The sequence below is a fragment of the Paractinoplanes rhizophilus genome, assembly GCF_042664765.1.
Lineage (GTDB): Bacteria > Actinomycetota > Actinomycetes > Mycobacteriales > Micromonosporaceae > Actinoplanes > Actinoplanes rhizophilus.
This window is the reverse complement of record NZ_JBHTBJ010000001.1, coordinates 525,612-546,402: the sequence shown is the minus strand read 5'-3', so window position 1 is coordinate 546,402 and position 20,791 is coordinate 525,612. Positions and strand designations below refer to the sequence as shown.

Sequence of the window (20,791 nt, the reverse complement as noted above, 5' to 3'; positions counted from 1 at the left end):
TCGCGAGCGGGCCTGTAGCCTCCCCTGAGAGTTACCTAGAGGTGAGGCAGGGCTGGGTCTGGTGTTCAAGCGAATCGCCATCGTCAACCGCGGCGAGGCCGCCATGCGGCTCATCCACGCCGTTCGCGATCTGTCGGCCGAGACCGGCGCCCGGATCGAGACCGTCGCCCTCTGCACCGACGTCGACCGTGCCGCGATGTTCGTGCGCGAGGCCGACCTGGCGTACGACCTGGGTGCCGCCGCGAGCAGGCCGTATCTCGACCTGAAGACGCTCGAGCGCGCCCTGCTCGACACCGGCGCGGACGCGGCCTGGGTGGGCTGGGGCTTCGTCGCCGAGGACCCGGCTTTCGCGGAGTTGTGCGAAAGAATCGGCGTCACCTTCATCGGGCCGAGCCCGGAGGCGATGCGGAAACTTGGCGACAAGATCGGCGCGAAACTCATCGCCGAGGAGGTCGGCGTCCCGGTTGCGCCGTGGAGCCGCGGCCCGGTCGAGACGCTCGACGCCGCGATCGCCGAGGCGGCCCGGATCGGCTATCCGCTGATGCTCAAGGCCACGGCCGGCGGCGGCGGGCGCGGCATCCGGGTGGTCCGCGACGACGCGCAGCTGATCGACGCCTACGAGCGCACCAGCCAGGAGGCGGCGCGCGCCTTCGGCAGCGGCGTCGTCTTCCTGGAGCGCCTGGTCACCGGCGCCCGGCACGTCGAGGTGCAGGTCATCGCGGACGGTCAGGGCACGGCGTGGGCGCTGGGCGTGCGCGACTGCTCGGTGCAGCGCCGCAACCAGAAAGTTATCGAGGAATCCGCGTCGCCGGTGCTGCGGCCCGAGCGGGCGGCCGAGCTCAAGGCGTCGGCCGAGCGCCTCGCGGTGGCGGTGGGCTACCGCGGCGCGGCGACCGTCGAGTTCCTCTACCACCCGGGCGACGACCTGCTCGCGTTCCTCGAGGTCAACACCCGCCTGCAGGTCGAGCATCCGATCACCGAGTCGACCACCGGGTTCGACCTGGTGCGCGCCCAGCTGCACGTGGCGTCGGGCGGCAAGCTCGAGGGCACGCCGCCGGCCGAGCGCGGTCACGCCATCGAGGCGCGGCTCAACGCGGAGGACCCCGATCGCGATTTCGCGCCCTCCCCGGGCCGCATCGCCCGTCTCGTCTTCCCGGCCGGCCCCGGCATCCGGGTCGACACGGGGGTGGGCGAGGGCGACAGCATTCCGGGCGACTTCGACTCGATGATTGCCAAGATCATCGCGTACGGGAAGGACCGCGACGAAGCCCTGGGCCGGCTCCGCCGGGCGATGGCCGAGACCACGGTCATCATCGAGGGCGGCGCGACCAACAAAAGTTTCGTGCTCGATCTGCTGGCTCAGCCCGAGGTCATCGACGCCTCGGCCGACACCGGCTGGATCGACCGGGTCCGCGGCGAGGGCCGGCTGGTCTCCCAGCGTCTCTCGGGTGTCGCGCTCGCGGCGGCGGCGATCGAGGCGTACGAGGAGGACGAGCGGGTCGAGGAGGAGCGGCTGCTGGCCACCGCTTTCGGCGGACGCCCGCAAGTTCGCCACGAAAGTGGCCGCCCGCTCGACCTCAAGTTGCGCGGCGCGAGCTACCGGCTGCGGGTGGCCCGGGTCGGCGCCCACCGCTTCCGGGTCAGCATCGAGGCAGGCGGCGACCTGCGCGCCGCGTACGTCGAGATCCATCGCTTCGACCGGCACACCGGCTGGATCGCGGTCAACGGCGAGCGGCACCGCCTGCTCACCGGCGCGCACGGCGCCATCCACCTGGTCGAGGTCGACGGGGTCGCGCACCGGATCACCCGGGACGAGGGCGGCGTGCTTCGCTCGCCGATGCCGGCCCTGGTCGTGGCCACCCCGCTGGAGGTGGGCGCCGAGGTCGAGACGGGCGCGCCCGTGCTCGTGCTCGAGGCCATGAAGATGGAGGCGGTGCTGCGCGCGCCGTTCCGGGCCCGGGTCAAAGAGCGCCTGGTCGTGGTCGGCAACAAGGTCGACGCCGGCGCGGCGCTGCTGCGGCTCGAGCCGCTCGGCGGCGACGAGGACGCGGCGGTCGAGGAGTCGGGACACGTCGAGATCGACCTGCCCGCCGAGCCGGCCGAGGTGCCGGCCGAGCTGCGCGCCGCGTGGGGCCAGGAGGACCTGCGCAGCCTGTTGCTCGGCTTCGACGTCGACCCGCACGACGAGCGCCGGGTGCTCAACGACTACCTGGCCGCCCGCCGCGCCGCCGCCGAGGCCGGCCGGCGGACCCTGGCCGGCGAGATCCAGCTGCTCGAGGTCTTCGCCGACCTGGCCGAGCTGAGCCGCAACCGGCCGGCCGGCGAGGACGGCGCCGGCGACACCCACGTGCACAGCCCGCGCGAATATTTCCACGCCTACCTGCAAAGTCTCGATGTCGAGCGGGCCGGGTTGACGGAAAGATTCCAGGCCCGGCTCAGCAAGGCGCTCAGCCACTACGGCGTCACCGAGCTCGAGCGCACGCCCGAGCTCGAGGCGGCGGTGTTCCGCATCTTCCTGGCCCAGCAACGGGCCGCGGCCGACGCCACCGCGATCACCACGTTGTTGCGGGCCTGGCTGGGTGAGCCGCCGCCGGACGACACGCTGCACGAGTCGGCGGGCCTCGCGCTGGAGCGGCTGATCGCGGCCACCCAGGTGCGGTTCCCGGCCGTCGCCGACCTGTCCCGCGGGGTGGTCTTCGCCTGGTTCGGGCAGCCGCTGCTGCGCCGAAACCGGGCGCGCGTTTACGTGGGCGTACGGAAAAATTTGCGCTATCTCGACGCCCAGCCGGACGCCCCGGACCGCGCGGAGCGCATCGCGGAGATGGTGCGAAGCACCGAGCCGCTGGTGCGCGTGCTCGGCCAGCGCCTGGTTCGCGACAACCTCGACAACTCGGTCATGCTCGAGGTCCTGACCCGCCGCTACTACGGCAACAAGGGCCTGTCCGAGGTGCGCACGGTCGACGCCGCTGGCTGCTCCTTCGTGGTCGCCGAACGGACCGGATCCCGCCTGGTCACCGCCGCGGTCAAGTACGCCCAGCTGGGCGGGGCCCTGGACGGGCTGGCCGCGCTCTCGGCCGGCGACGTGGCGATCGACGCCGACGTCTACCTCTCCTGGGAGGGGCAGCCGGCCGACTCCGACGACATGTCCACCGCGCTGCACGAGGTGATCAGCGCCCACCCGCTGCCGCCGCAGGTCCACCGGCTCACCGTCGCGGTCGCCGGGCGCAGCGGCGCGGTCATGCACCATCACTTCACCTTCCGCCGCTCCAGCACCGGGATGACCGAGGAACGACTGATTCGCGGCCTGCACCCGCAAGTTTCCGAGCGGATGCAGCTGGAAAGGTTGCGAAAGTTCGACCTCACCCGGGTGCCCTCCTCCGACGAGGAGATCTATCTCTTCCGGTGCGTGGCCCGCGAAAACCCGGCCGACGACCGGCTGGTCGCTTTCGCGCAAGTTCGCGACCTCGCCGAGCTGCGTGAGCACGACGGCCGGCTGGTCGCGCTGCCCACCACCGAGGACACGATCGCCACCTGCCTGGACTCGATCCGCCGGCAGCAGTCGAGCCGGCCGTCGGACAAACGGTTCAACACCAACCGGATCGTCATCTACGTGTGGCCGCCGGTCTCGCTGACCCGCGACGAGATGGAGATGATCGCCCGCCGGGTCGCGCCGACGGTCGAGGGGGCGGGGCTCGAGGAGATCCTGTTCATCGCCCGGCGCCGCGACAGCGACGGCCGCCTGGTCAAGGTGGCGGTGCGGATCGTCTTCGACGTCGACGGCGGCGCTCGGCTGGTCATCGAGGAGCCGTCCGACGTGCCGGTCGAGCCGCTGGACGGCTACCGGCAGAAAGTTTTGCGGGCCTCGAGCCGCAACACCGTTTATCCGTACGAGATCACCTCGATGCTCGGCGAGTTCGTCGAGCACGACCTGTCGGCCGACGGGGTCCTGGAGCCGGTCGACCGGCCCAAGGGGCGCAACACGGCGGCGATCGTGGCCGGCGTGGTCATCACCCGCACCGATGTCTATCCGGAGGGCATCAAGCGGGTCGTGCTGCTCGGCGACCCCACCAAGGCCCTGGGCTCGCTCGCCGAGCCGGAGTGCCGGCGTGTGATCGCCGGCCTGGACCTCGCCGAGCAACTCGGTGTCCCGCTGGAGTGGTACACGCTCTCCTCGGGCGCGAAAATTGCCATGGATTCCGGCACCGAGAACATGGACTGGGTCGCCGCCGCCCTGAAGCGGATCGTCGAGTTCACCCAGGACGGCGGCGAGATCAACATCGTCGTCGCCGGCATCAACGTCGGCGCCCAGCCGTACTGGAACGCCGAGGCCACGATGCTCATGCACACCAAGGGCATCCTGGTCATGACGCCCGACTCGGCGATGGTGCTCACCGGCAAGCAGGCGCTCGACTTTTCCGGCGGGGTGTCGGCCGAGGACAACTTCGGCATCGGCGGCTACGACCGGGTGATGGGGCCGAACGGGCAGGCGCAGTATTGGGCGCCCTCGCTGCCGGCCGCCACCGAGGTGCTGATGGCGCACTACGAGCACACGTACATCGCGCCCGGCGAGTCCGTACCGCGACGGGCCGCGACGGTCGACCCGGTCGACCGCGATATTTCCGATTTCCCGCACAATGTTGCCGGCAGCGACTTCACCACGGTCGGCGAAATTTTCTCGGCGGCGGCCAACCCCGACCGCAAGAAGCCCTTCGACATCCGTACGGTGATGCGCGCGCTGGCCGACCAGGACCACCCGGTGCTGGAACGATGGGCCGGCATGGCCGACGCCGAGACGGCGGTGGTGCAGGACGTGCACCTCGGCGGCATCCCCGTCTGCCTGCTCGGCATCGAATCGCGGTCGGTGACCCGGCGCGGTTTCCCGCCCACCGACGGCCCCGACGCGTACACGGCCGGCACGTTCTTCCCCCGCTCCTCGAAGAAGGCGGCGCGGGCGATCAACGCGGCCAGCGGCAACCGCCCGCTCGTCGTGCTGGCGAACCTTTCCGGTTTCGACGGCTCCCCGGAGTCGATGCGGAAACTGCAGCTCGAGTACGGCGCGGAGATCGGTCGCGCGATCGTCAACTTCCGCGGACCGATCGTGTTCTGCGTGATTTCGCGCTACCACGGCGGCGCTTTCGTGGTGTTCTCGAAACGGCTCAACCCGAACATGACGGTGCTCGCGCTGGAGGGCTCGTTCGCCTCGGTGCTCGGCGGCGCGCCGGCCGCGGCGGTGGTCTTCACCGGCGACGTCAACCGGCGCACGGCCGCCGACCCGCGGGTGATCGCGCTGCAGGAGCGGGTGGCGGCGGCGAGCGGCACCGAGCGCGGCGCGCTGGCGGCCGAGCTGGACGAGCTGCGGGCGTCGGTGCGGACCGAGAAGCTCAACGAGGTGGCGGCCGAATTCGACCGCAAGCACAGCATCCAGCGTGCGGTCGAGGTCGGCTCGGTGGACGCGGTCATCAAGGCGTCCGAGATGCGGCCGCGCATCATCGAGGCGATCGACTTCGGCGCCGCTCGGCAGTAGCACACGCTGAGCTCGCGGCGGGGCGCCCATCCCTGGCGGCCCGCCGCGGCTGTGCCGTCCGCTGCTGGGCGCGGCGTGTTGTGCCGGTCCGGCTCGCGGGGTGCGGCGTGCTTGTGCCTGCGGGTGGTCAGGCTCGGAGCTGCCGGGGCAGCCGCCACGGACGCGGGGTGGGGGCGGCCTTCGGGCGGCGGCGCGGGTCGGTGGCGGCGTACCACTGCCTGCCCGCGCCCGCCGCGCGGGGATGATCGGACTGGTCCAACCAGTTGACGGGTTGATGTGGGATGCGGCACACTGCCCGGCATGACCTTCGAGCCGTTGTCCCGGCAATCGGTCTCCGACCAGGTGTTCGGGCGGCTGCGGGACGCCATCGTCAGCGGGCGTTATCCGGCCGGCGACGCGTTGCCCAGCGAGCGCGATCTGGCGGCGGCGTTCGACGTCAACCGGCACGCCATCCGCGAGGCGTTGCGGCGGCTCCAGCAGCTCGGGCTGGTCCGGGTCAGCCAGGGCGGCGCGACCCGGGTGCTCGACTGGCGCGCCACCGCCGGGCTCGACCTCGCGATGGCGCTGAGCACGTCCGGCGACGTGCTGCCGGTCGAGACCCTGATCCGCGATGTGCTCGAGATGCGCGCCTGTATCGGTGCCGACGCGGCAAGGCTGTGCGCGACCCGGGCCGACGATGCGGCACGGCGGGCGGTGGTCGATGCCGTGGAGGCGTACGCGGCGGCGTCGCCCGACCTGGAGCGGATGCACGCGGCCGACCTCGCGTTGTGGCGGCGCATCGTCGAGGGGTCCGGAAACATCGCGTATCTCCTTTCCTTCAACAGCCTCACCGCGGGGACGCTCGCGGTCGGGCACGTGCCGCCCCAGCGGCGTACGGCGGAACTGCTCGACGTCACCGCCCACCGCAACCTCGCCGCCCTGATTTCCGCCGGCGACGCCGCCGGCGCCGAGCGCGAAGCGCGCGCCCTCCTCGCCGTCCCGACGCAGATCGACGCTCCTCGCGCCTGATCCCCGCCATCGTCCGGAAAGTTCGGCGCTCGCTGTGCCACATGTCCGCATCGCCGAACAGTCGACGTCCGCCGCGCCTGATGTCCGCCGTCCCCGCGTAGATCGGAGCCCCGCGCATGATTCCCGCCGTCTTGTACGCCGTGCCCGCGTTCCTGGTTCTCATCGTCATGGAGGCGCTGTCGTTCCGGTTCCTGCCGGACGACGAGGAGCGCGGCTACGAGGCCCGTGACACCGCGACCAGCCTCTCCATGGGAATCGGCAGTCAGGTCATCGGCGTGCCGTGGAAACTTTTCACCGCGGTTGCGTTCGCCGGGCTGTACGTGCTGAGCCCGATCAAGCTCGATCCGCACGACTGGTGGGTGTGGGTGCTGCTCTTCTTCGCCGACGACCTCGCGTACTACTGGTTCCACCGGCTGCATCATGAGGTGCGCGTGCTGTGGGCGGGGCACGTCGTGCACCATTCGAGCCAGTTCTTCAACCTGTCGACCGCGTTGCGGCAGAGCTGGACGCCGATGACCGCGCTGCCGTTCTGGCTGCCGCTGGCGCTGCTCGGCATGCCGCCGTGGATGATCTTCCTGCAGCAGTCGATCAGCCTGGCGTACCAGTTCTTCCTGCACACCGAGCGGGTCGACCGGCTGTGGCGGCCGATCGAGTGGTTCTTCAACACGCCTTCGCACCACCGCGTGCACCACGGCTCGAACGATCCCTACCTGGACCGCAACTACGGCGGCATCCTGATCGTCTGGGACCGGTTGTTCCGCAGCTTCGAGCCCGAGGGCGAGGCCGTGAAGTACGGCCTGACCACGAACATCCAGACGTTCAACCCGCTCAAGGTGGCGACCCACGAGTACGCGGCGATCTGGCGCGACGTGCGGAGCGCGCCCACGTGGCGGCACCGCGCAGGATACCTGTTCGGCCGGCCAGGCTGGCAGCCGGCCGCGTAAAGGCTGCCCCGTGCCGGGTCGTGGCCGGGTAAGACTGCCTCGTGGCGATCGTCGTGCTCGCGCTTTGTTTGCACCCGCGGGCAACCCACTCGCGGCGCAGTACCTGATCGCCACGGCCCGGCCCCTGATCGCCCCGGCCTGAAACCTGATCGCCATGGGCTGGGCTCGGCGCCGCCCCGTCCCAGCGAGGGGCGAGGCGGCGCCGGTGTGCTCACCATCCGACGGCGACCAGCAGGTATTGCGGGCTTCCGTGGGACACGAACGAGCTCTGTCCGGCCACGTCGTCATACGGGAAGCCGTAGGCGAGCCGCCCGAGCGCGTGGTCGTGCCAGAATTTCGCGTAATAGTTCGCCGGCGCGGCCCGGTAGTAGTTCGACACCGTCTCCCACTGCGACTGCGGCAGGTCGATCGTGTGCCGGTTGAGCGCCGCGCACTGCTGCGGCTGCCCGGCGAGAACGCCCGCGCATCCGAAGATGTCGGACGTCGCCGCCGTGATCCCGTTCTGCGCCGCGTAGCTCGACATGTAGGTCTGGTACTGCCCGCCGGAACGGAACGCCGCGTCGCTGCCGGGCGCCAGGATCCGGTACGGCGCGGTGGCCGTGGCCAGATGCTTGAACTCGGCGGGCACCTCGTCGGAAAACTTCTGGAAAGTGACCGCCCGGTCCTCGGTGAACGTCTGGTAGTCCTCGCCGACCTGCACGTCGTACCCGTCCTTCGCGTGCAGCCGCATCGCGATCTTCAGGCCGAAGGCGTCGACCCGCGTGGTGTTTCCGTTGAAGACGTTCGCGCCGACCGTGAACTCGATGAAGTCGAAATACTGGCTGTTCGGCGACCCGAGGTAGAAGTACATGCGGCCGGCCGAGTTCGCCGGCATGTCCAGGTACTGCTGCTCGGCGATCGAGTGCGTCTGGCCGTTGAAGCTCCAGTACACCTGGCTGTCGGGAAACTTTCCGTTCGTACGGTTGAGAATTTTCACCTCGACGACGTTGCGCGCGGCCGGAATGCCGCTGGTGTCGCCCCAGAACGAGTCGGGCATCGTGCTCCCGCCCGGAGGCGTGCTGGTGGGCGGCGTCGTCACCGTGCCGGTGATGTGCACGACGAACGACCACAAGGAGTAGCCGTAGGCGGTGGCCCGGGCCGTGCCGTACATCCGGACATATCGACCGGTCCCGGTGATGTTGAGGTTCTGCGTGCCGCCGGTTCCGGCCGTCGTGCTGTAGACGGTGGTCCAGGAGCTGCCGTTGGCGGAGACCTGGATCTGGTACGCGGTGGCGTATGCGGCCTCCCAGCTGAGGGCGACGCCGCACACGGTCTGCGTCGATCCGAGGTCGACCTGCAGCCACTGCGGGTCGGCGAACGCGCTCGACCAGCGGGTCGCGGCGTTGCCGTCCACCGCGGCGCTCGCCGACGTGCTCGCGTTCTCGCTGCTGGAGGCGGTGGCCGGGCGGCCCTGGGCGGCATCGGCGGCGTTGCAAGCGGCCGCGCCGGTCGACCCGTACACCTGGAACTCCCACAGCGAGTAGCCGTAAGCGGTCGCCCGCGCGGTGGCGTAGAGCCGCACGTACCGGCCGCTGCCGCTCACGCCGAGCGTCTGGTTGCCGCCGGTTCCGGCGGTCGTGCTGTAGACGGTGGTCCAGGCGGTGCCGTTGGCCGAGGTCTGGATCTGGAAACTTTTCGCGTACGCCGCCTCCCAGTTCAACGCCACGGACGCGATGGTTGCGCTCGCGCCGAGGTCGACCTGCAGCCACTGCGGATCGCTGAACGCGCTCGACCACCGGGTGCCGGTGTTGCCGTCGACGGCGGCGCTCGCCGGGGTGGCGGCGTTCTCGGTGCTGGACGCGGTGGCGGTCTTGCCTTGCGAGAGCAGCGTGTCGGCCGCGTGCGCGGTGCCGATCGGGACGGTGAGACAGGCGGCGACCAGGATGGCCAGGACAGCGCCGATTGGCCAGATCCATCGTCTGGGGATGGCTTGGGACATGGGAACTCCCGAGGGTGGGGACGGTGCGCAGGGTGCCGCCCGGCCCACGGCCGCGGCGACACGACCGTCGTGCCATCGCTGCGCCTGCGTGGGCCTGGGGAGGGGTGGCAGAGAGCGCTCTCACCCGCAGTCTCATCGATGCCCGTCACCGTGAGCAAGAGATTCGCGTTCCGGAACCAGCGTGGGCGCCGGCTCGCCGAGGTCGATGCAAACGATCGTTGGCGAGGGCACCCCTCGCTCTCCCGGAAAGCCGGGAACGATCCGGCCGGGGCGACGCGGAAATATGGTGGGGAAATAGAAAGAAGCGGACCCTTTCGCCTGCTCGGGACCGGGCCGCGCGCCGCGGCTCGGCAGGCCACGGCGCTCTTCGCGCTGGCGGGATTCCTCGCCCTGGTGAGCATCGCCAACCAGCCCGGCAGCTCGCACCGCTTCCTGCTGGTCGCCGCGGCTGACCTGCTCACCGCCCTGGTCGCCCTGCTGATCCCGTGGGAGCGGCTGCACGCGTACGCCCCGGCCGCGCTGGGCGTGCCCGGCTTCGCGGTCCTCGGCCTCGCTACGTGGTCGTTCGGCGGCATCGCCGCCGGCACCGGCCCCTTCCTCGTGCTGCTCTACGCCTGGGCCGCTCTGCATTTCCCGCGCTGGATCCTGCTCGCTTATTTCGCCCCGGCCACGCTCGCCTACCTTCTTCCGCTGGTGCTCACCCGCCAGCCGCCGATCATCCTGGGCAGCGCGGTGATCCTCATGCCCGCCGCCCTGACGGTGGCGCTGCTGATCGAGGCCCAGGACCGCCACCTGCGGGAGGACCGCGAGCGCCTGGCCCGCATCGAGCAGTGGCGCGCCGCCATGGTCAGCACCCTCGCCCACGACGTGCGGTCGCCGCTCGCCACCGTCCGTTTCACCCTCGAGGAACTGCGGGACGGCGCGAGCGGCCCGACCGTCCGCATGCTCGACGCGGCCCTGCGCCAGACCGCCCGCATCTCCCGTCTCGCCGAGGGTCTGCTCGACCTCGACCGGATCTCCAGTTCCGGCCACCTCCAGCTGGACCGCCGGCGCGTCGACGCCCGCGCGCTGGTCGACGACGCCCTGCACTACGTGCGCGCCGATGCCGACGTGACTGTCGCGATCGACGAGAAACTTTCCATCGACGTGGACCGCCAGCGTTTCGAGCAGATCGTCGTCAACCTGGTCGGCAACGCGCTGCGCTACGGCCGCCCGCCGGTCGTCGTCTCCCTCACCCGCGACGGCCCCACCGGCCGCCTCGAGGTCCGCGACCACGGAGGCGGCATTCCCGAGAGCCTCCGCCCAAACCTGTTCGGCCAGTTCGCCGTGGGCGGCCCCGACGGCGTGGGGTTAGGCCTCTGGATCGTCCGCCAGCTCGCCGAGGCCCACGGTGGCCGGGCGTTCGCCGAGGCCCGGGACCCCGGCGTCGCGATGGTGGTCACCTTTCCGGCCGTCGGCGAAAGCGAGCAGTAGCGTCGACCCACCCGCGAAGAGCGCCGCACCCACAACGATCAACCCCGTTCTGTCGTACGCGATGAGCGCGCCGAACGCCGCCCCCGCCGCCACCGGGACGAAAGTTTCCGCGATTGCGCCGATCCCGGTCAGGGCGCCCTGGACGCGGCCCTGCTCGTCGTCCCCGGCGCAGCGCGAGATCCACGCCTGCGCCGCGGCGCCACCGGCCGAGCCGAGCACTCCGACCGCCAGGAGCACGTAGAGCATCCACGGCGCCGAGACGAGGGCGGTCCCGGCGAAGACGGCGGCGCCGACCAGGCTGCCGAGCACGGCGGCCCGCCGATCGCCGAGCCACCGGACGACCGGCCCGACGGCCCAGGACTGGAAGATCGCGCCGGCGAGCGCGCCGGCCGCGATGACGAAGCCGACGTGCGCGGTGCCCCAGGCGAACTGGTGGGTGAGGAAGAACGCCCAGGTCGACTGCTGGGTCATCCGGGCGATGTCGGCGCAGAAGCGGGCGAGGGCGAGCCGGCCGAGCACCGGCCGGCGCAGCACGGCCAGGACCGCCCCGACCGGGTCGGCCGTGCGCAGGGTCAGCGGCGTCCTGCGGTCGCCGGCGCGCGACTCGGGGAGCACCAGCCAGCCGTAGGCGACATTCGCGAAAGAGAGCGCGGCCGCGGTGTAGAACGGCAGCCGCACGTCGACCGCGCCGAGCAGGCCGCCGATCGTGGGGCCGGCGACGAAACCCAACCCGAAGGCCGCGCCCGCCAGACCGTAGGCGCGGGCCCGCCCGGACGGCGGGGTGACATCGGCGATGTAGGCGTTGACCACGGTGTTTGTGCCCGCGAAGGCCCCGGCAATGGCGTGGAAAGCGAGCAGCGTCCACGGGCCGGACGCGAGCGCGTGTGCCAGCCAGTCGACGCCCAGGCAGGACAGCGAGACGAGCAGCACCGGCCGGCGGCCGTAGCGGTCGGCGATCCGGCCCAGCAGCGGCGAGCCGGCGAACTGCAGCACGCCGAAGACCGAACCGAGCACGCCGGACCACAGCACGGCCGCGGCCGGTCCGCCGGTGACGTCGCCGAGGAGGGCGGGCACGATCGGCACGATCAGGCCGAGGCCGAGCATGTCGACGAACACGGTGACCAGGAGAAACGAGAGACGCACAACGGCTCCGTAGGTCGAGAGGGACAGGGCCCCTCCCGCCTCACGGACTGCCGCAAGTACGGAGGATCAGATTATCGGTGCGGTCAAATGGTTTTCCGGCCGAGCCGCTCCCGCCCAGCCGCGGACGCGCCAGGAGAGCGGGTGCGGGCGCGCCGGGAGAGCGGGTGCGGGCGCGCGGGGAGAGCGGGGCGGCCCTTCGCACCTACCGCAAAGCGGACACGGCGGGATGCGGACGTGCAAGGGTTTCCCCTATTTCGGAGATTGATGACGATAACTAGCGTCTTCCTTCGTAACGCCGGTTTGCGGTTACCCGGCCGCGCCGGAGTCGATCCCGCCCGTCACCCCTCGGGCGGAGAAGGAGCACGCCATGTTCCGTATCCCCCTCGTCGTCGCCGTGGGGACCGCGACCGCGGTCGCCGCGGCGCTGACCGCCGGGCCGGCCCTCGCCCAGCCCTCCGCGCCCGCCGCCGTCTCGCCGGCCGCGGCCGCCGACGCCCTGGTCGCCGCCAACCCCGGCTACCTGCACGCCAGCGCCTCGGACACGTTCCAGCGCCAGGCGCCCATCACGGCCGGCGGGTTCAGATACATCCCCTACACCCGCTCGTACAAGGGCCTGCCCGTGGAGGGCGGCGACTTCGTCGTCATGACCGACGCGCGGGGCGCCGCGCTCTACACTTCGGTCGCGCAGACGAGCGCGATCGGCGAGCTGTCGATCACGCCGAAGGTTTCCGGCACGGCCGCGCTCGCGACCGCGAAGAAGCAGCTCAAGTCGGTGCGCAGCGTCGAGGGCACGAAACTTGTCGTGGTCGCCGACGAGGGCCGGGCCGCGCGGCTCGCCTGGCAGTCCACCATCAACGGCACCAGCGCCGAGGGCGTCAGCCGGCTCACCGTGAACGTGGACGCCCTCACCGGCAAGGTACTCGGCACCGAGGAGCACGTCACCGAGGTTGCCGGCTCGGGCAACGGGTGGATCTACGGCTCGGTCTCGATCGACACCACCAAGTCCGGCTCGACGTATCTGATGCAGGACCCGTCGCACACCACGATCCGGGCCCAGAACGCCTCGGGTAACGCCACCTTCAGCGGCTCGGACAACGTCTGGGGCAACGGCAGCGGCACGAACCGGGAGACCGGCGGCGTCGACGCGTTCTACGTCGCGCAGAAGCAGTTCGCCATGCTGTCGTCCTGGCTCGGCCGCAACGGCCAGAACGGCTCCGGCGGCGCCTGGCCGATCCGGATCGGCCTGAACGACCAGAACGCGTACTACGACGGCACCCAGGTGCAGATCGGCAAGAACCGGGCCGGTCAGTGGATCTCGGCGGCCGACGTGGTGGGCCACGAGCTCGGCCACGGCATCGACGACCGAACCCCGGGCGGCATCTCCCGCCGGGGCACCCAGGAGTTCGTCGCGGACACGTTCGGCGCGGCGACCGAGTGGTACATCAACAACCCGAACGACCCGCCGGACTACCTGGTCGGCGAGGAGGTCAACCTGGTCGGCAGCGGCCCGATCCGCAACATGTACAACCCGTCGGCGCTCGGCCACTCGAACTGCTACTCGAGCAAGACGCCGAACCAGGAAGTGCACGCCGCGGCCGGCCCCGGCAACCACTGGTTCTACCTGCTCGCGCAGGGCTCGAGCGGCAACGGCCAGCCGTCCAGCCCGACCTGCAACGGCAGCTCGGTGACCGGCGTCGGCATCCAGAACGCCATCAAGATCATGTACAACGCGATGCTGCTGAAGACGTCCGCCTCCTCCTACCCCAATTACCGGAAGTGGACGCTGCAGGCCGCGAAGAGCCTGTTCCCGGGCAGCTGCACCCAGTTCAACTCGGTGAAGGCGGCGTGGAACGCGGTGAGCGTGCCGGCCCAGTCCGGCGAGGCCACCTGCTGACCCGTCCGGAAAGAGAGTCACGGCCTTAAAGAGCCACGAGTACGCGAAGGGGCCGGCGCACCAGAGCGCCGGCCCCGACTCGTACGCGGAAAGGTCGGTCTTAATCGTTGGCGGGGAGGCTGTCCATGAACGAGCTCACCGAGAAGACCGCGCGCCCGGCGCCGGCCGGGCCGTACCCGGGCGGGCTGGACAGGCCGTTGGCCTCCATCGTCGCCCGGTAGGCCTCCAGCAGCCGGATGTGGTACTCCAGCGGCGCACCCTGCGGGTTGGTGCGGCCCAGGGGAGTGGTCGGTTCGGGGCACCAGGTGGTGAAGCGGGGCAGGATGCCGCGGGACATGAAGTACTGCAGGCCCTCGGTGGTCGACTCGATCGCCTCGTCGACCGTGCGGAAACCGAACGGCTCGGCCATCTCCACGCCGGCCACGAAATTCGGGATGACATTTCGCGGGCCGAACACCTCGGCCGACTCCAGGATCCGGCGATGCCACTCGGCGCGGCCCACGTAGCGCTCCTTGCCCGGGCAGTAGAGCTCGAACAGCCGCTTGTCCCACACTTCGAAGTTGGGGTGGTAGATACTGATCCCGTAGTCCTTGAAGCGCTGGACGTCGGCCCGGGGCAGCGCCTGCGCGACCACCTTGCCGATCCACCGCCCCGGAAATCTTTCCTCGATGGCCTGCGCATACCGGCCGTAGAAATCGGCCTCGGCGAGCCCGTCGACTTTCCGCGTGACGCTGCCGCCGGTCAGCGTGTATGCCTGCGACGCCTTGGCCGCGTCGTACTTGTCGATGATCTCGAGCGCCTCGAGCACCTCCTCGACCGGCTTGACCCCGGTGTACGGCCGGCCGGCCGCCTTGTGCTGGCGAAAGTTGTGGTTGATGTCGCAGTACTGGCACTCCTCGGTGGCGCCGAAATACTGACACAGCCGGTACACCGTCAGGTAGACGAGGTAGCCCCACTGGATCGTCGGGGCCACCTCCATCACCTGCTTGCCGTTGGCGAGCGTGTGCCGGTAGTAGTCGGGCATCGGCGGCAGGCCCACCTCGGCGATCGGCCGGCCATCGAGGAAGAGCCGGAGCTGCCCGTCCTCGCCGGCCTTGACCCGGTAGGGCGAGTCCGGGTTGGTGCGGACCGAGACAACCGTCCGGCGCAGGTCATAGGGACCGCCCAGCAGGACGATCTCCTCGGGCGGGCGGCGCAGGGCCGCCTCGCCCAGCTCCGGCAATGTTCGGTGGTCGAACGAAAAGATGAAGTACGACTTCGGCTTGACGTCCCCGTCCTCGTTGTCGGTCAGCGCCGACTCGTCGAAGGCCAGCCCGCCACGCAGCAGGTCTTCCTTGATCACCGCTTCGCGCGGCACGTGCGGGAAGCGGCCCATGAGGTCTTCGACAAGATCCGTACGCGACTGCATGGGCCTCTCCGATGCTGACTGTTCCACCGACGTATCCCATGTCATCACATCGACACGTCGACTTCGCCCTGGGGAATGGAGACTTTCCTTACCCCCGCACCTGGTCGACCGGCCCGCGAGCCTGGTCGGCGGGCCCCCGCGCCTGGTCCACCGGCCCGCGGTGCCGGCCCGCCGGCTCCGCCACCTGATCGATGGCGGGCGCCCCGTCCACCGCGTCGGCCGCGACCGCGGCCGCCTTCAGCTCGGCAGGCAGGTCAAGGCTGTCACGCAGCGTGACCGGCCGCAGCGCCAGCGCCGCGAGCACGCCGACGATCGCGATAATTGCCGAAAGCAAGAAGATGTGACCCGTCGCGTCGCCGTAGGCGGCCCGGATGATGTGCACGATCGGCTCGGGCAGCGCGGTCAGGTTGAGCGAGCTGCTCCCGCCGCTGCCGCTCGCCGGGATGCCGGCCGCGGTCAGGCCCTCGGTGACCTGGTCGGCCACCCGCCGGGCGAGCACCGCGCCGAGCACCGAGACGCCGATCGTGCCGCCGAGCGAGCGGAAGAACGCGACCGTGGAGCTGGCCGCGCCGATGTCCTTGAGGGCGACGGAGTTCTGCACGGCGAGCACCAGGTTCTGCATCGACATGCCGACGCCCGCGCCGACCAGGAACATGCCCACGCCGACGTACCAGAGCGGGGTGTCGTGGTCGATGACGCTGAGTGCGGCGAAGCCGGCGACCAGCACGAGCGTGCCGGCGATGATGTACGGCTTGATCTTTCCGCTCGCGGTGATCAGGCGCCCGGAGACGATCGAGGTGAGCAGCACGCCGGCCATCAGCGGGATGGTGAGCAGGCCGGCTTCGGTCGGGCTGTAACCGCGGCCGATCTGGAAATATTGCCCGAGGAAGACCGCGCCCCCGAACATCGCCATGCCGACGGCAAGACTTGCGAAAATAGCGAGCGCGGTGTTTCGCTCGCGCACGATCTGCAGGGGCACGATCGGCTCGGCCGCGCGCGATTCCACCCACACGGCGAGGCCCAGCAAGATCAAAGACCCCAGGACCATCGCGTACGTCTGCCACGACAGCCACCCGAAGGAGCTGTCGACGAACGAGATCCAGACCAGCAGCAGGCTCACCCCGGCGGCGATCAGCGACGCGCCCAGGTAGTCGATCTTGACGTTGTCCCGGCGCAGGGTCGGCAAGTGCAGCGTCGCCTGCAGCAGCACCAGCGCGACGACGGCGACCGGCACGCCGATGTAGAAGCACCAGCGCCAGCCGAGCCACGAGGTGTCGACGATCAGGCCGCCCAGCAGCGGACCGCCGACGGTGGCCAGGGCCATGACGCCGCCGAGGTAGCCGTTGTACCGCCCGCGCTCGCGGGGCGGGATCATCGCGGCGATCGCGACCTGCACCAGGGCCTGGAGGCCGCCGACGCCGATGCCCTGGAAGGCGCGGGCGGCGATCAGCTGTCCGGCGGTCTGCGAGAGGCCGGCGACCAGCGAGCCGAGCACGTAGATCACGATCGAGATCTGGATCAGCAGCTTCTTGTTGAACAGGTCGGCGAGCTTGCCCCAGATCGGCGTGGTCGCCGTCGCGGCCAGCAGGGTGGCGGTGACCACCCAGGTGTACTGGGTCTGCGACCCGTTCAGCGCACCGATGATCTTCGGCAGCGCGGTCGAGACGACGGTGCTCGACAACATCGCGACGAAGAGCACGAGCAGCAGGCCGCTGAGCGCCTCGAGCGTCCGCCGATGGCTCATCGGCTCCGAGCCCGCGGTCTGCGCGGTGGTGGTGGGTGCGCTCATCGCGCGACCTCCAGGTTTCCGGTCGTGGTGAATGAAGTTGTGGTCAACGCGTCCTGCATGGCCTCGGTGAACCGGCCGAGTTGCCGGTCGAAGGCCGCGATCTCGTCCGGCGTCCAGTCGGCGAGGGCCCGGTCGACCAGCCGCTGATACCAGTCGAGGGCGTCGGCGAGGGCGGCCCGGCCGGCCGGGGTGACGGCGAGCGTGGTCGCCCGTCCGTCGTGCGGATCCGGCTGCCGGGCGACCAGCCCGTCCGCGACGAGCGCCGCCACCGCCCGGCTGACCGTGGAGGGGTCGAGCGCGGCCTGGGCAGCGAGCTCACGGGCGTGCGCGCCGTCGCCGAGCCGGTCGATGATGCGGAGCATCCCGAGCGCGCCACCGGGGACCGCGGTCCGCTCCTCCGAGCGGCGCTGCTTGGTCAGGCGGATCACCCGCAGAAGGTCGTGAAGTCGTGCGCCGATGCCGTTCACCGCGATGCCTTCCCCGAGCGATCGATGGTTGCCGAACCCAAGTATCCTCCGATCTTTCTCACTGAGCAAGTTTGCTCTATGAGAAAGCACTGCGGTGTGATCCATCCCTCCGCGCGCACCCCAGCCTATAGCTGCATCATGCAGTTAGTATGGGCTCGCTCATTCTTTCGCGTGGAGGTGACCCGGTGGCTTCAGCGGCCGGAAATACGATCTTCAAACAGCCCAAGGCCGTGTACGCCGTCGCGTTCGCCTGCGTCGTCAGCTTCATGGGCATCGGGCTGGTCGACCCGATCCTGCCCGCCCTGTCGAAGCAGCTGGACGCGACCCCGAGCCAGGTCAGCCTGCTGTTCACCAGCTACCTGCTGGTCACCGCGGTCGCCATGCTGTTCACCGGCTGGGTCTCCAGCCGCATCGGCGCCAAGCGGACGCTGATCACCGGCCTCGCGCTGATCGTCGTGTTCGCGGCGCTGGCCGGCCTGTCCGGCTCGATCAACGGCATCGTCGGCTTCCGGGCCGGCTGGGGCCTGGGCAACGCGCTGTTCATCGCCACGTCCCTGGCGGTCATCGTGGCGTCGGCGTCCGGCGGATTCGCCGGCGCGATCGTCATGTACGAGGCCGCGCTCGGCCTCGGCATCGCGGCCGGCCCGCTGCTCGGCGGCCTGCTCGGCAACATCAGCTGGCGCGGCCCGTTCTTCGGCGTCGCGGTGCTGATGGCGATCGCGCTGCTCGCCACCGCCGTGCTGCTCGACAAGACCCCGCGCCCCGCGCAGAAAACGCCGCTGCTGGCACCGATCAGGGCGCTGCGGCACCGGAGCCTGCTCACCATGGGAATCACGGCGCTGCTGTACAACTGGGGCTTCTTCACGATGCTCGGCTACGCGCCGTACCCGATGGAGCTCAGCGCCGTCCAGCTCGGCTTCGTGTTCTTCGCCTGGGGCCTGCTACTGGCCTTCTTCTCGATCACCGGCGCGCCCTGGCTGCAGCGCAAGTTCGGCACCGCGCCCTCGCTGTACGGCGCGCTGTCGCTGTTCGCCGTGCTCATCCTGCTGATCGGCGTCTTCACCGACAACCGCTGGGCGGTGATCGTCTGCGTGATCGCCTCCGGCGCCGTGGCCGGCATCAACAACACGCTGACCACCCAGGCGGTCATGCTGGTCTCGCCGGTCGAGCGGCCGGTCGCCTCCGCCGCGTACGGTTTCGTGCGGTTCATCGGCGGCGGCCTCGCGCCCTACGCCGCCGGCAAGATGGTCGACCACTGGAACATCCACGTTCCGTTCGTGGTCGGCGCCGTCGCGGTCCTGTTCGGCGTGCTGGTCCTCGCCACCGGCCACCGCCCGCTGGCCGCGGCGGACGCCGCGATGGCGGCCGGCCCGCACGGCGAGGGCTCGACCGCGCGAGCGGCTTCGGCGGACGATGTGGCCGGCGAGATCGCGGACGAGTTCGGCGGCGCTCCCGACGCGATCGACTACGAGCGCGAGGTCCAGCACCGATAGGTTGCGGAAAGGGCCGGCCCGGCCCTTCCCGCCGGCCCATTCCGCCGCGCCGGTGGTTGACGCGCCGGCTTCGTCTGCGATGCTTTCGGCGATCGATGCATCGATGCGATGCGGGCAGAGCGGGCGGCCCCGAGCCGCCATAAAGTGGACGGTGCCATGACCGACGACGACCTCAAGCCGCGCGGCCGGCCCGACCGTCACACCGACGGCCCCGGCACCATCGTCGTGGGCATCGACGGTTCCGACTCCTCGTTGCACGCCGCCGCCTATGCGGCCGGTCTCGCCCGCCGGCAGGGCGCCCGGCTCGTCGCCGTCTACGTCCGCACGCTGTCGGCGCCGGTGGTGCCGCTGGCCGGCGCTGCCAGCGCGGTGATCGAGGCACAGGACGCGGTCGAGCGGGAGCTCCGCTCGGCCATCGAGCAACGGGTCTCCCCGCTCGCCGTCGACATCGAGCTGGTCGTGCGCACCGGCGAGCCGTACGCGGAGCTGATCGACGTCGCCGAACAGGTCCACGCCGACGCCGTGATCGTGGGCCGCTCCACGAAGATGCTGCACCGGATCGCGGGCTCGCTCGCGGTCAAGCTGGTCCGCGCCGGCCGCTGGCCGGTGACGGTCGTCCCCTGACCCGCTCCCGGCACCCGGGGGCCTGGTCTGGACACGATCCGGGGGCCGCGCTTCCTCAGGCTGGCGCCGGCCGGGTGTCGTCCCACGCCGGCGCGTCCGGCTCGGCCATTCGTGTTGTCGCGTCGCCGGCGTCGCTGATGCCGCTGACGCTGATGCCGTTGGCGTCGCTGATCCCGCCGGCACCGCTGGCGTCGCCGGCGCTGCGGGTGCCGCTGGCGCTGCGGGTGCCGCTGGCGCTGCGGGTGCCGCTGGCGCTGCTGAGGTCGCCGGCCGGTGCTGTGACGTCGTCGGCCGCTGCTGCGGCATCGCCGGCCGGGCCGCACAGGCCGGTCACCGGGTCGCAGTAGCCGCCGCCGTCGACCAGGATGAGCGGGCGCTGCGGAACGTCATCCCTCGGCATTGACCTGGGCCCACGCCTGCTTGATGGCGGCCGCGTACTGCTTGGTGGCGACCGCGCCGGGAATGCCGAGCCGCCCACCGAGCACCGTGAACGGCACACCCCGCGCGCCCAGGCTGATCGCCTCGTTGTGGTCGGCGCGCACGGCGTCCGCGTACCGGTCGGTGGCCAGCACGTCGCGAATTTCGTCGCCGGGAAGGCCCACTTGCTCGCCAAGTTTCGTGAGCGTGCTGTGCTCGTACGCGTCGAAGTTGCCGCCGAAGACCTCGGCCTGCATCGCCCGCAGGTAGTCCCAGCCGACGCCGTGCTCGTTGCCGAGCTGCACCAGGCGCAGCATGTCGAAGGTGCTCGCGGCCGGGCGGTCCAGCTCGTAGGCCAGCCCGTCCTCGGCGGCCATCCGGGCCATGCCCTCCTCCATCGAGCGGGCCTGCGCCGGCGACATCCCCATCTTTCGCGAAAGGTAGTCGAGCAGCGGCGTGACCGTCGTCGAGGAGCCGGGGTCGAGCTCGAAGGTGTGGATCCTCAGCTCGATCTCGCCGGCGTGCGGCGACTGCGCGACGGCCTTGCTCAGACGCTCCTCGCCGAGGTAGCACCACGGGCAGAGCACGTCCGCCCAGACGTCGATGGTGAGCATGCGGCCGCCTTCCAG

Annotated in this window: 13 protein-coding genes and 1 pseudogene; 7 read left to right on the top strand and 7 right to left on the bottom strand. The window is 70.8% G+C overall.

Going from position 1 to position 20,791, the window contains the following annotated elements:
* The first annotated feature begins 61 nt into the window (after positions 1-61).
* From ACFQS1_RS02425 to ACFQS1_RS02415, 3 genes are all read left to right on the top strand, one after another.
* Entirely contained in the window at positions 62-5,524 is a 5,463-nt protein-coding gene (locus ACFQS1_RS02425; protein WP_378964243.1) for an ATP-binding protein, read from the top strand.
* Between the two features lie 300 nt (positions 5,525-5,824).
* A complete protein-coding gene (locus tag ACFQS1_RS02420; RefSeq protein ID WP_378964242.1) occupies positions 5,825-6,532 on the top strand; it encodes a FadR/GntR family transcriptional regulator in 708 nt (235 codons plus the stop codon).
* A 116-nt stretch (positions 6,533-6,648) separates the two neighbouring features.
* Positions 6,649-7,476, top strand: coding sequence for a sterol desaturase family protein (locus tag ACFQS1_RS02415; protein WP_378964240.1), 828 nt, complete (start codon positions 6,649-6,651; stop codon positions 7,474-7,476).
* A gap of 211 nt (positions 7,477-7,687) precedes the next feature.
* Here the strand turns inward: ACFQS1_RS02415 and ACFQS1_RS02410 are convergent, their stop codons facing one another.
* Positions 7,688-9,454 (bottom strand): discoidin domain-containing protein, encoded by a 1,767-nt coding sequence (locus ACFQS1_RS02410; protein WP_378964239.1) that lies wholly within the window; start codon positions 9,452-9,454, stop codon positions 7,688-7,690.
* Between the two features lie 393 nt (positions 9,455-9,847).
* Between ACFQS1_RS02410 and ACFQS1_RS02405 the strand changes: the two genes are divergently transcribed.
* Positions 9,848-10,927: an ATP-binding protein gene (locus ACFQS1_RS02405; protein ID WP_378964238.1), complete on the top strand. Its 1,080-nt coding sequence runs from the start codon at positions 9,848-9,850 to the stop codon at positions 10,925-10,927.
* Positions 10,928-11,041: 114 nt separating this feature from the next.
* Here ACFQS1_RS02405 and ACFQS1_RS02400 read toward each other — a convergent pair.
* A pseudogene (locus ACFQS1_RS02400) lies at positions 11,042-12,043 on the bottom strand (MFS transporter); the annotation flags it as partial.
* A 394-nt stretch (positions 12,044-12,437) separates the two neighbouring features.
* On the opposite strand from ACFQS1_RS02400, the gene ACFQS1_RS02395 reads away from it, so the two are divergent.
* A complete protein-coding gene (locus ACFQS1_RS02395; RefSeq protein ID WP_378964237.1) occupies positions 12,438-13,964 on the top strand; it encodes a M4 family metallopeptidase in 1,527 nt (508 codons plus the stop codon).
* Positions 13,965-14,064: 100 nt separating this feature from the next.
* On the opposite strand, the gene ACFQS1_RS02390 is transcribed toward ACFQS1_RS02395, so the two are convergent.
* From ACFQS1_RS02390 to ACFQS1_RS02380, 3 genes are all read right to left on the bottom strand, one after another.
* Positions 14,065-15,372, bottom strand: a complete 1,308-nt coding sequence (locus tag ACFQS1_RS02390; protein WP_378964235.1) for a radical SAM protein — start codon at positions 15,370-15,372, stop codon at positions 14,065-14,067.
* An 88-nt stretch (positions 15,373-15,460) separates the two neighbouring features.
* Positions 15,461-17,161: an MDR family MFS transporter gene (locus ACFQS1_RS02385; RefSeq protein WP_378964234.1), complete on the bottom strand. Its 1,701-nt coding sequence runs from the start codon at positions 17,159-17,161 to the stop codon at positions 15,461-15,463.
* A complete protein-coding gene (locus tag ACFQS1_RS02380; RefSeq protein WP_378964232.1) occupies positions 17,158-17,589 on the bottom strand; it encodes a MarR family winged helix-turn-helix transcriptional regulator in 432 nt (143 codons plus the stop codon). Before ACFQS1_RS02380 ends, ACFQS1_RS02385 begins: the two co-directional genes overlap by 4 nt.
* A gap of 224 nt (positions 17,590-17,813) precedes the next feature.
* Here ACFQS1_RS02380 and ACFQS1_RS02375 point away from each other — a divergent pair, with 224 nt between their 5' ends.
* On the top strand, positions 17,814-19,121 hold the full coding sequence (locus tag ACFQS1_RS02375; RefSeq protein ID WP_378964231.1) for an MFS transporter: 1,308 nt from the start codon (positions 17,814-17,816) through the stop codon (positions 19,119-19,121).
* Between the two features lie 156 nt (positions 19,122-19,277).
* Positions 19,278-19,745 (top strand): universal stress protein, encoded by a 468-nt coding sequence (locus ACFQS1_RS02370; RefSeq protein WP_378964230.1) that lies wholly within the window; start codon positions 19,278-19,280, stop codon positions 19,743-19,745.
* A 55-nt stretch (positions 19,746-19,800) separates the two neighbouring features.
* On the opposite strand, the gene ACFQS1_RS02365 is transcribed toward ACFQS1_RS02370, so the two are convergent.
* Both ACFQS1_RS02365 and ACFQS1_RS02360 read right to left on the bottom strand, forming a co-directional pair.
* Positions 19,801-20,145, bottom strand: coding sequence for a hypothetical protein (locus ACFQS1_RS02365; protein ID WP_378964229.1), 345 nt, complete (start codon positions 20,143-20,145; stop codon positions 19,801-19,803).
* Positions 20,132-20,776 (bottom strand): DsbA family oxidoreductase, encoded by a 645-nt coding sequence (locus ACFQS1_RS02360; protein WP_378964228.1) that lies wholly within the window; start codon positions 20,774-20,776, stop codon positions 20,132-20,134. The genes ACFQS1_RS02365 and ACFQS1_RS02360 overlap by 14 nt, the downstream gene beginning before the upstream one ends.
* Positions 20,777-20,791: the final 15 nt, after the last annotated feature.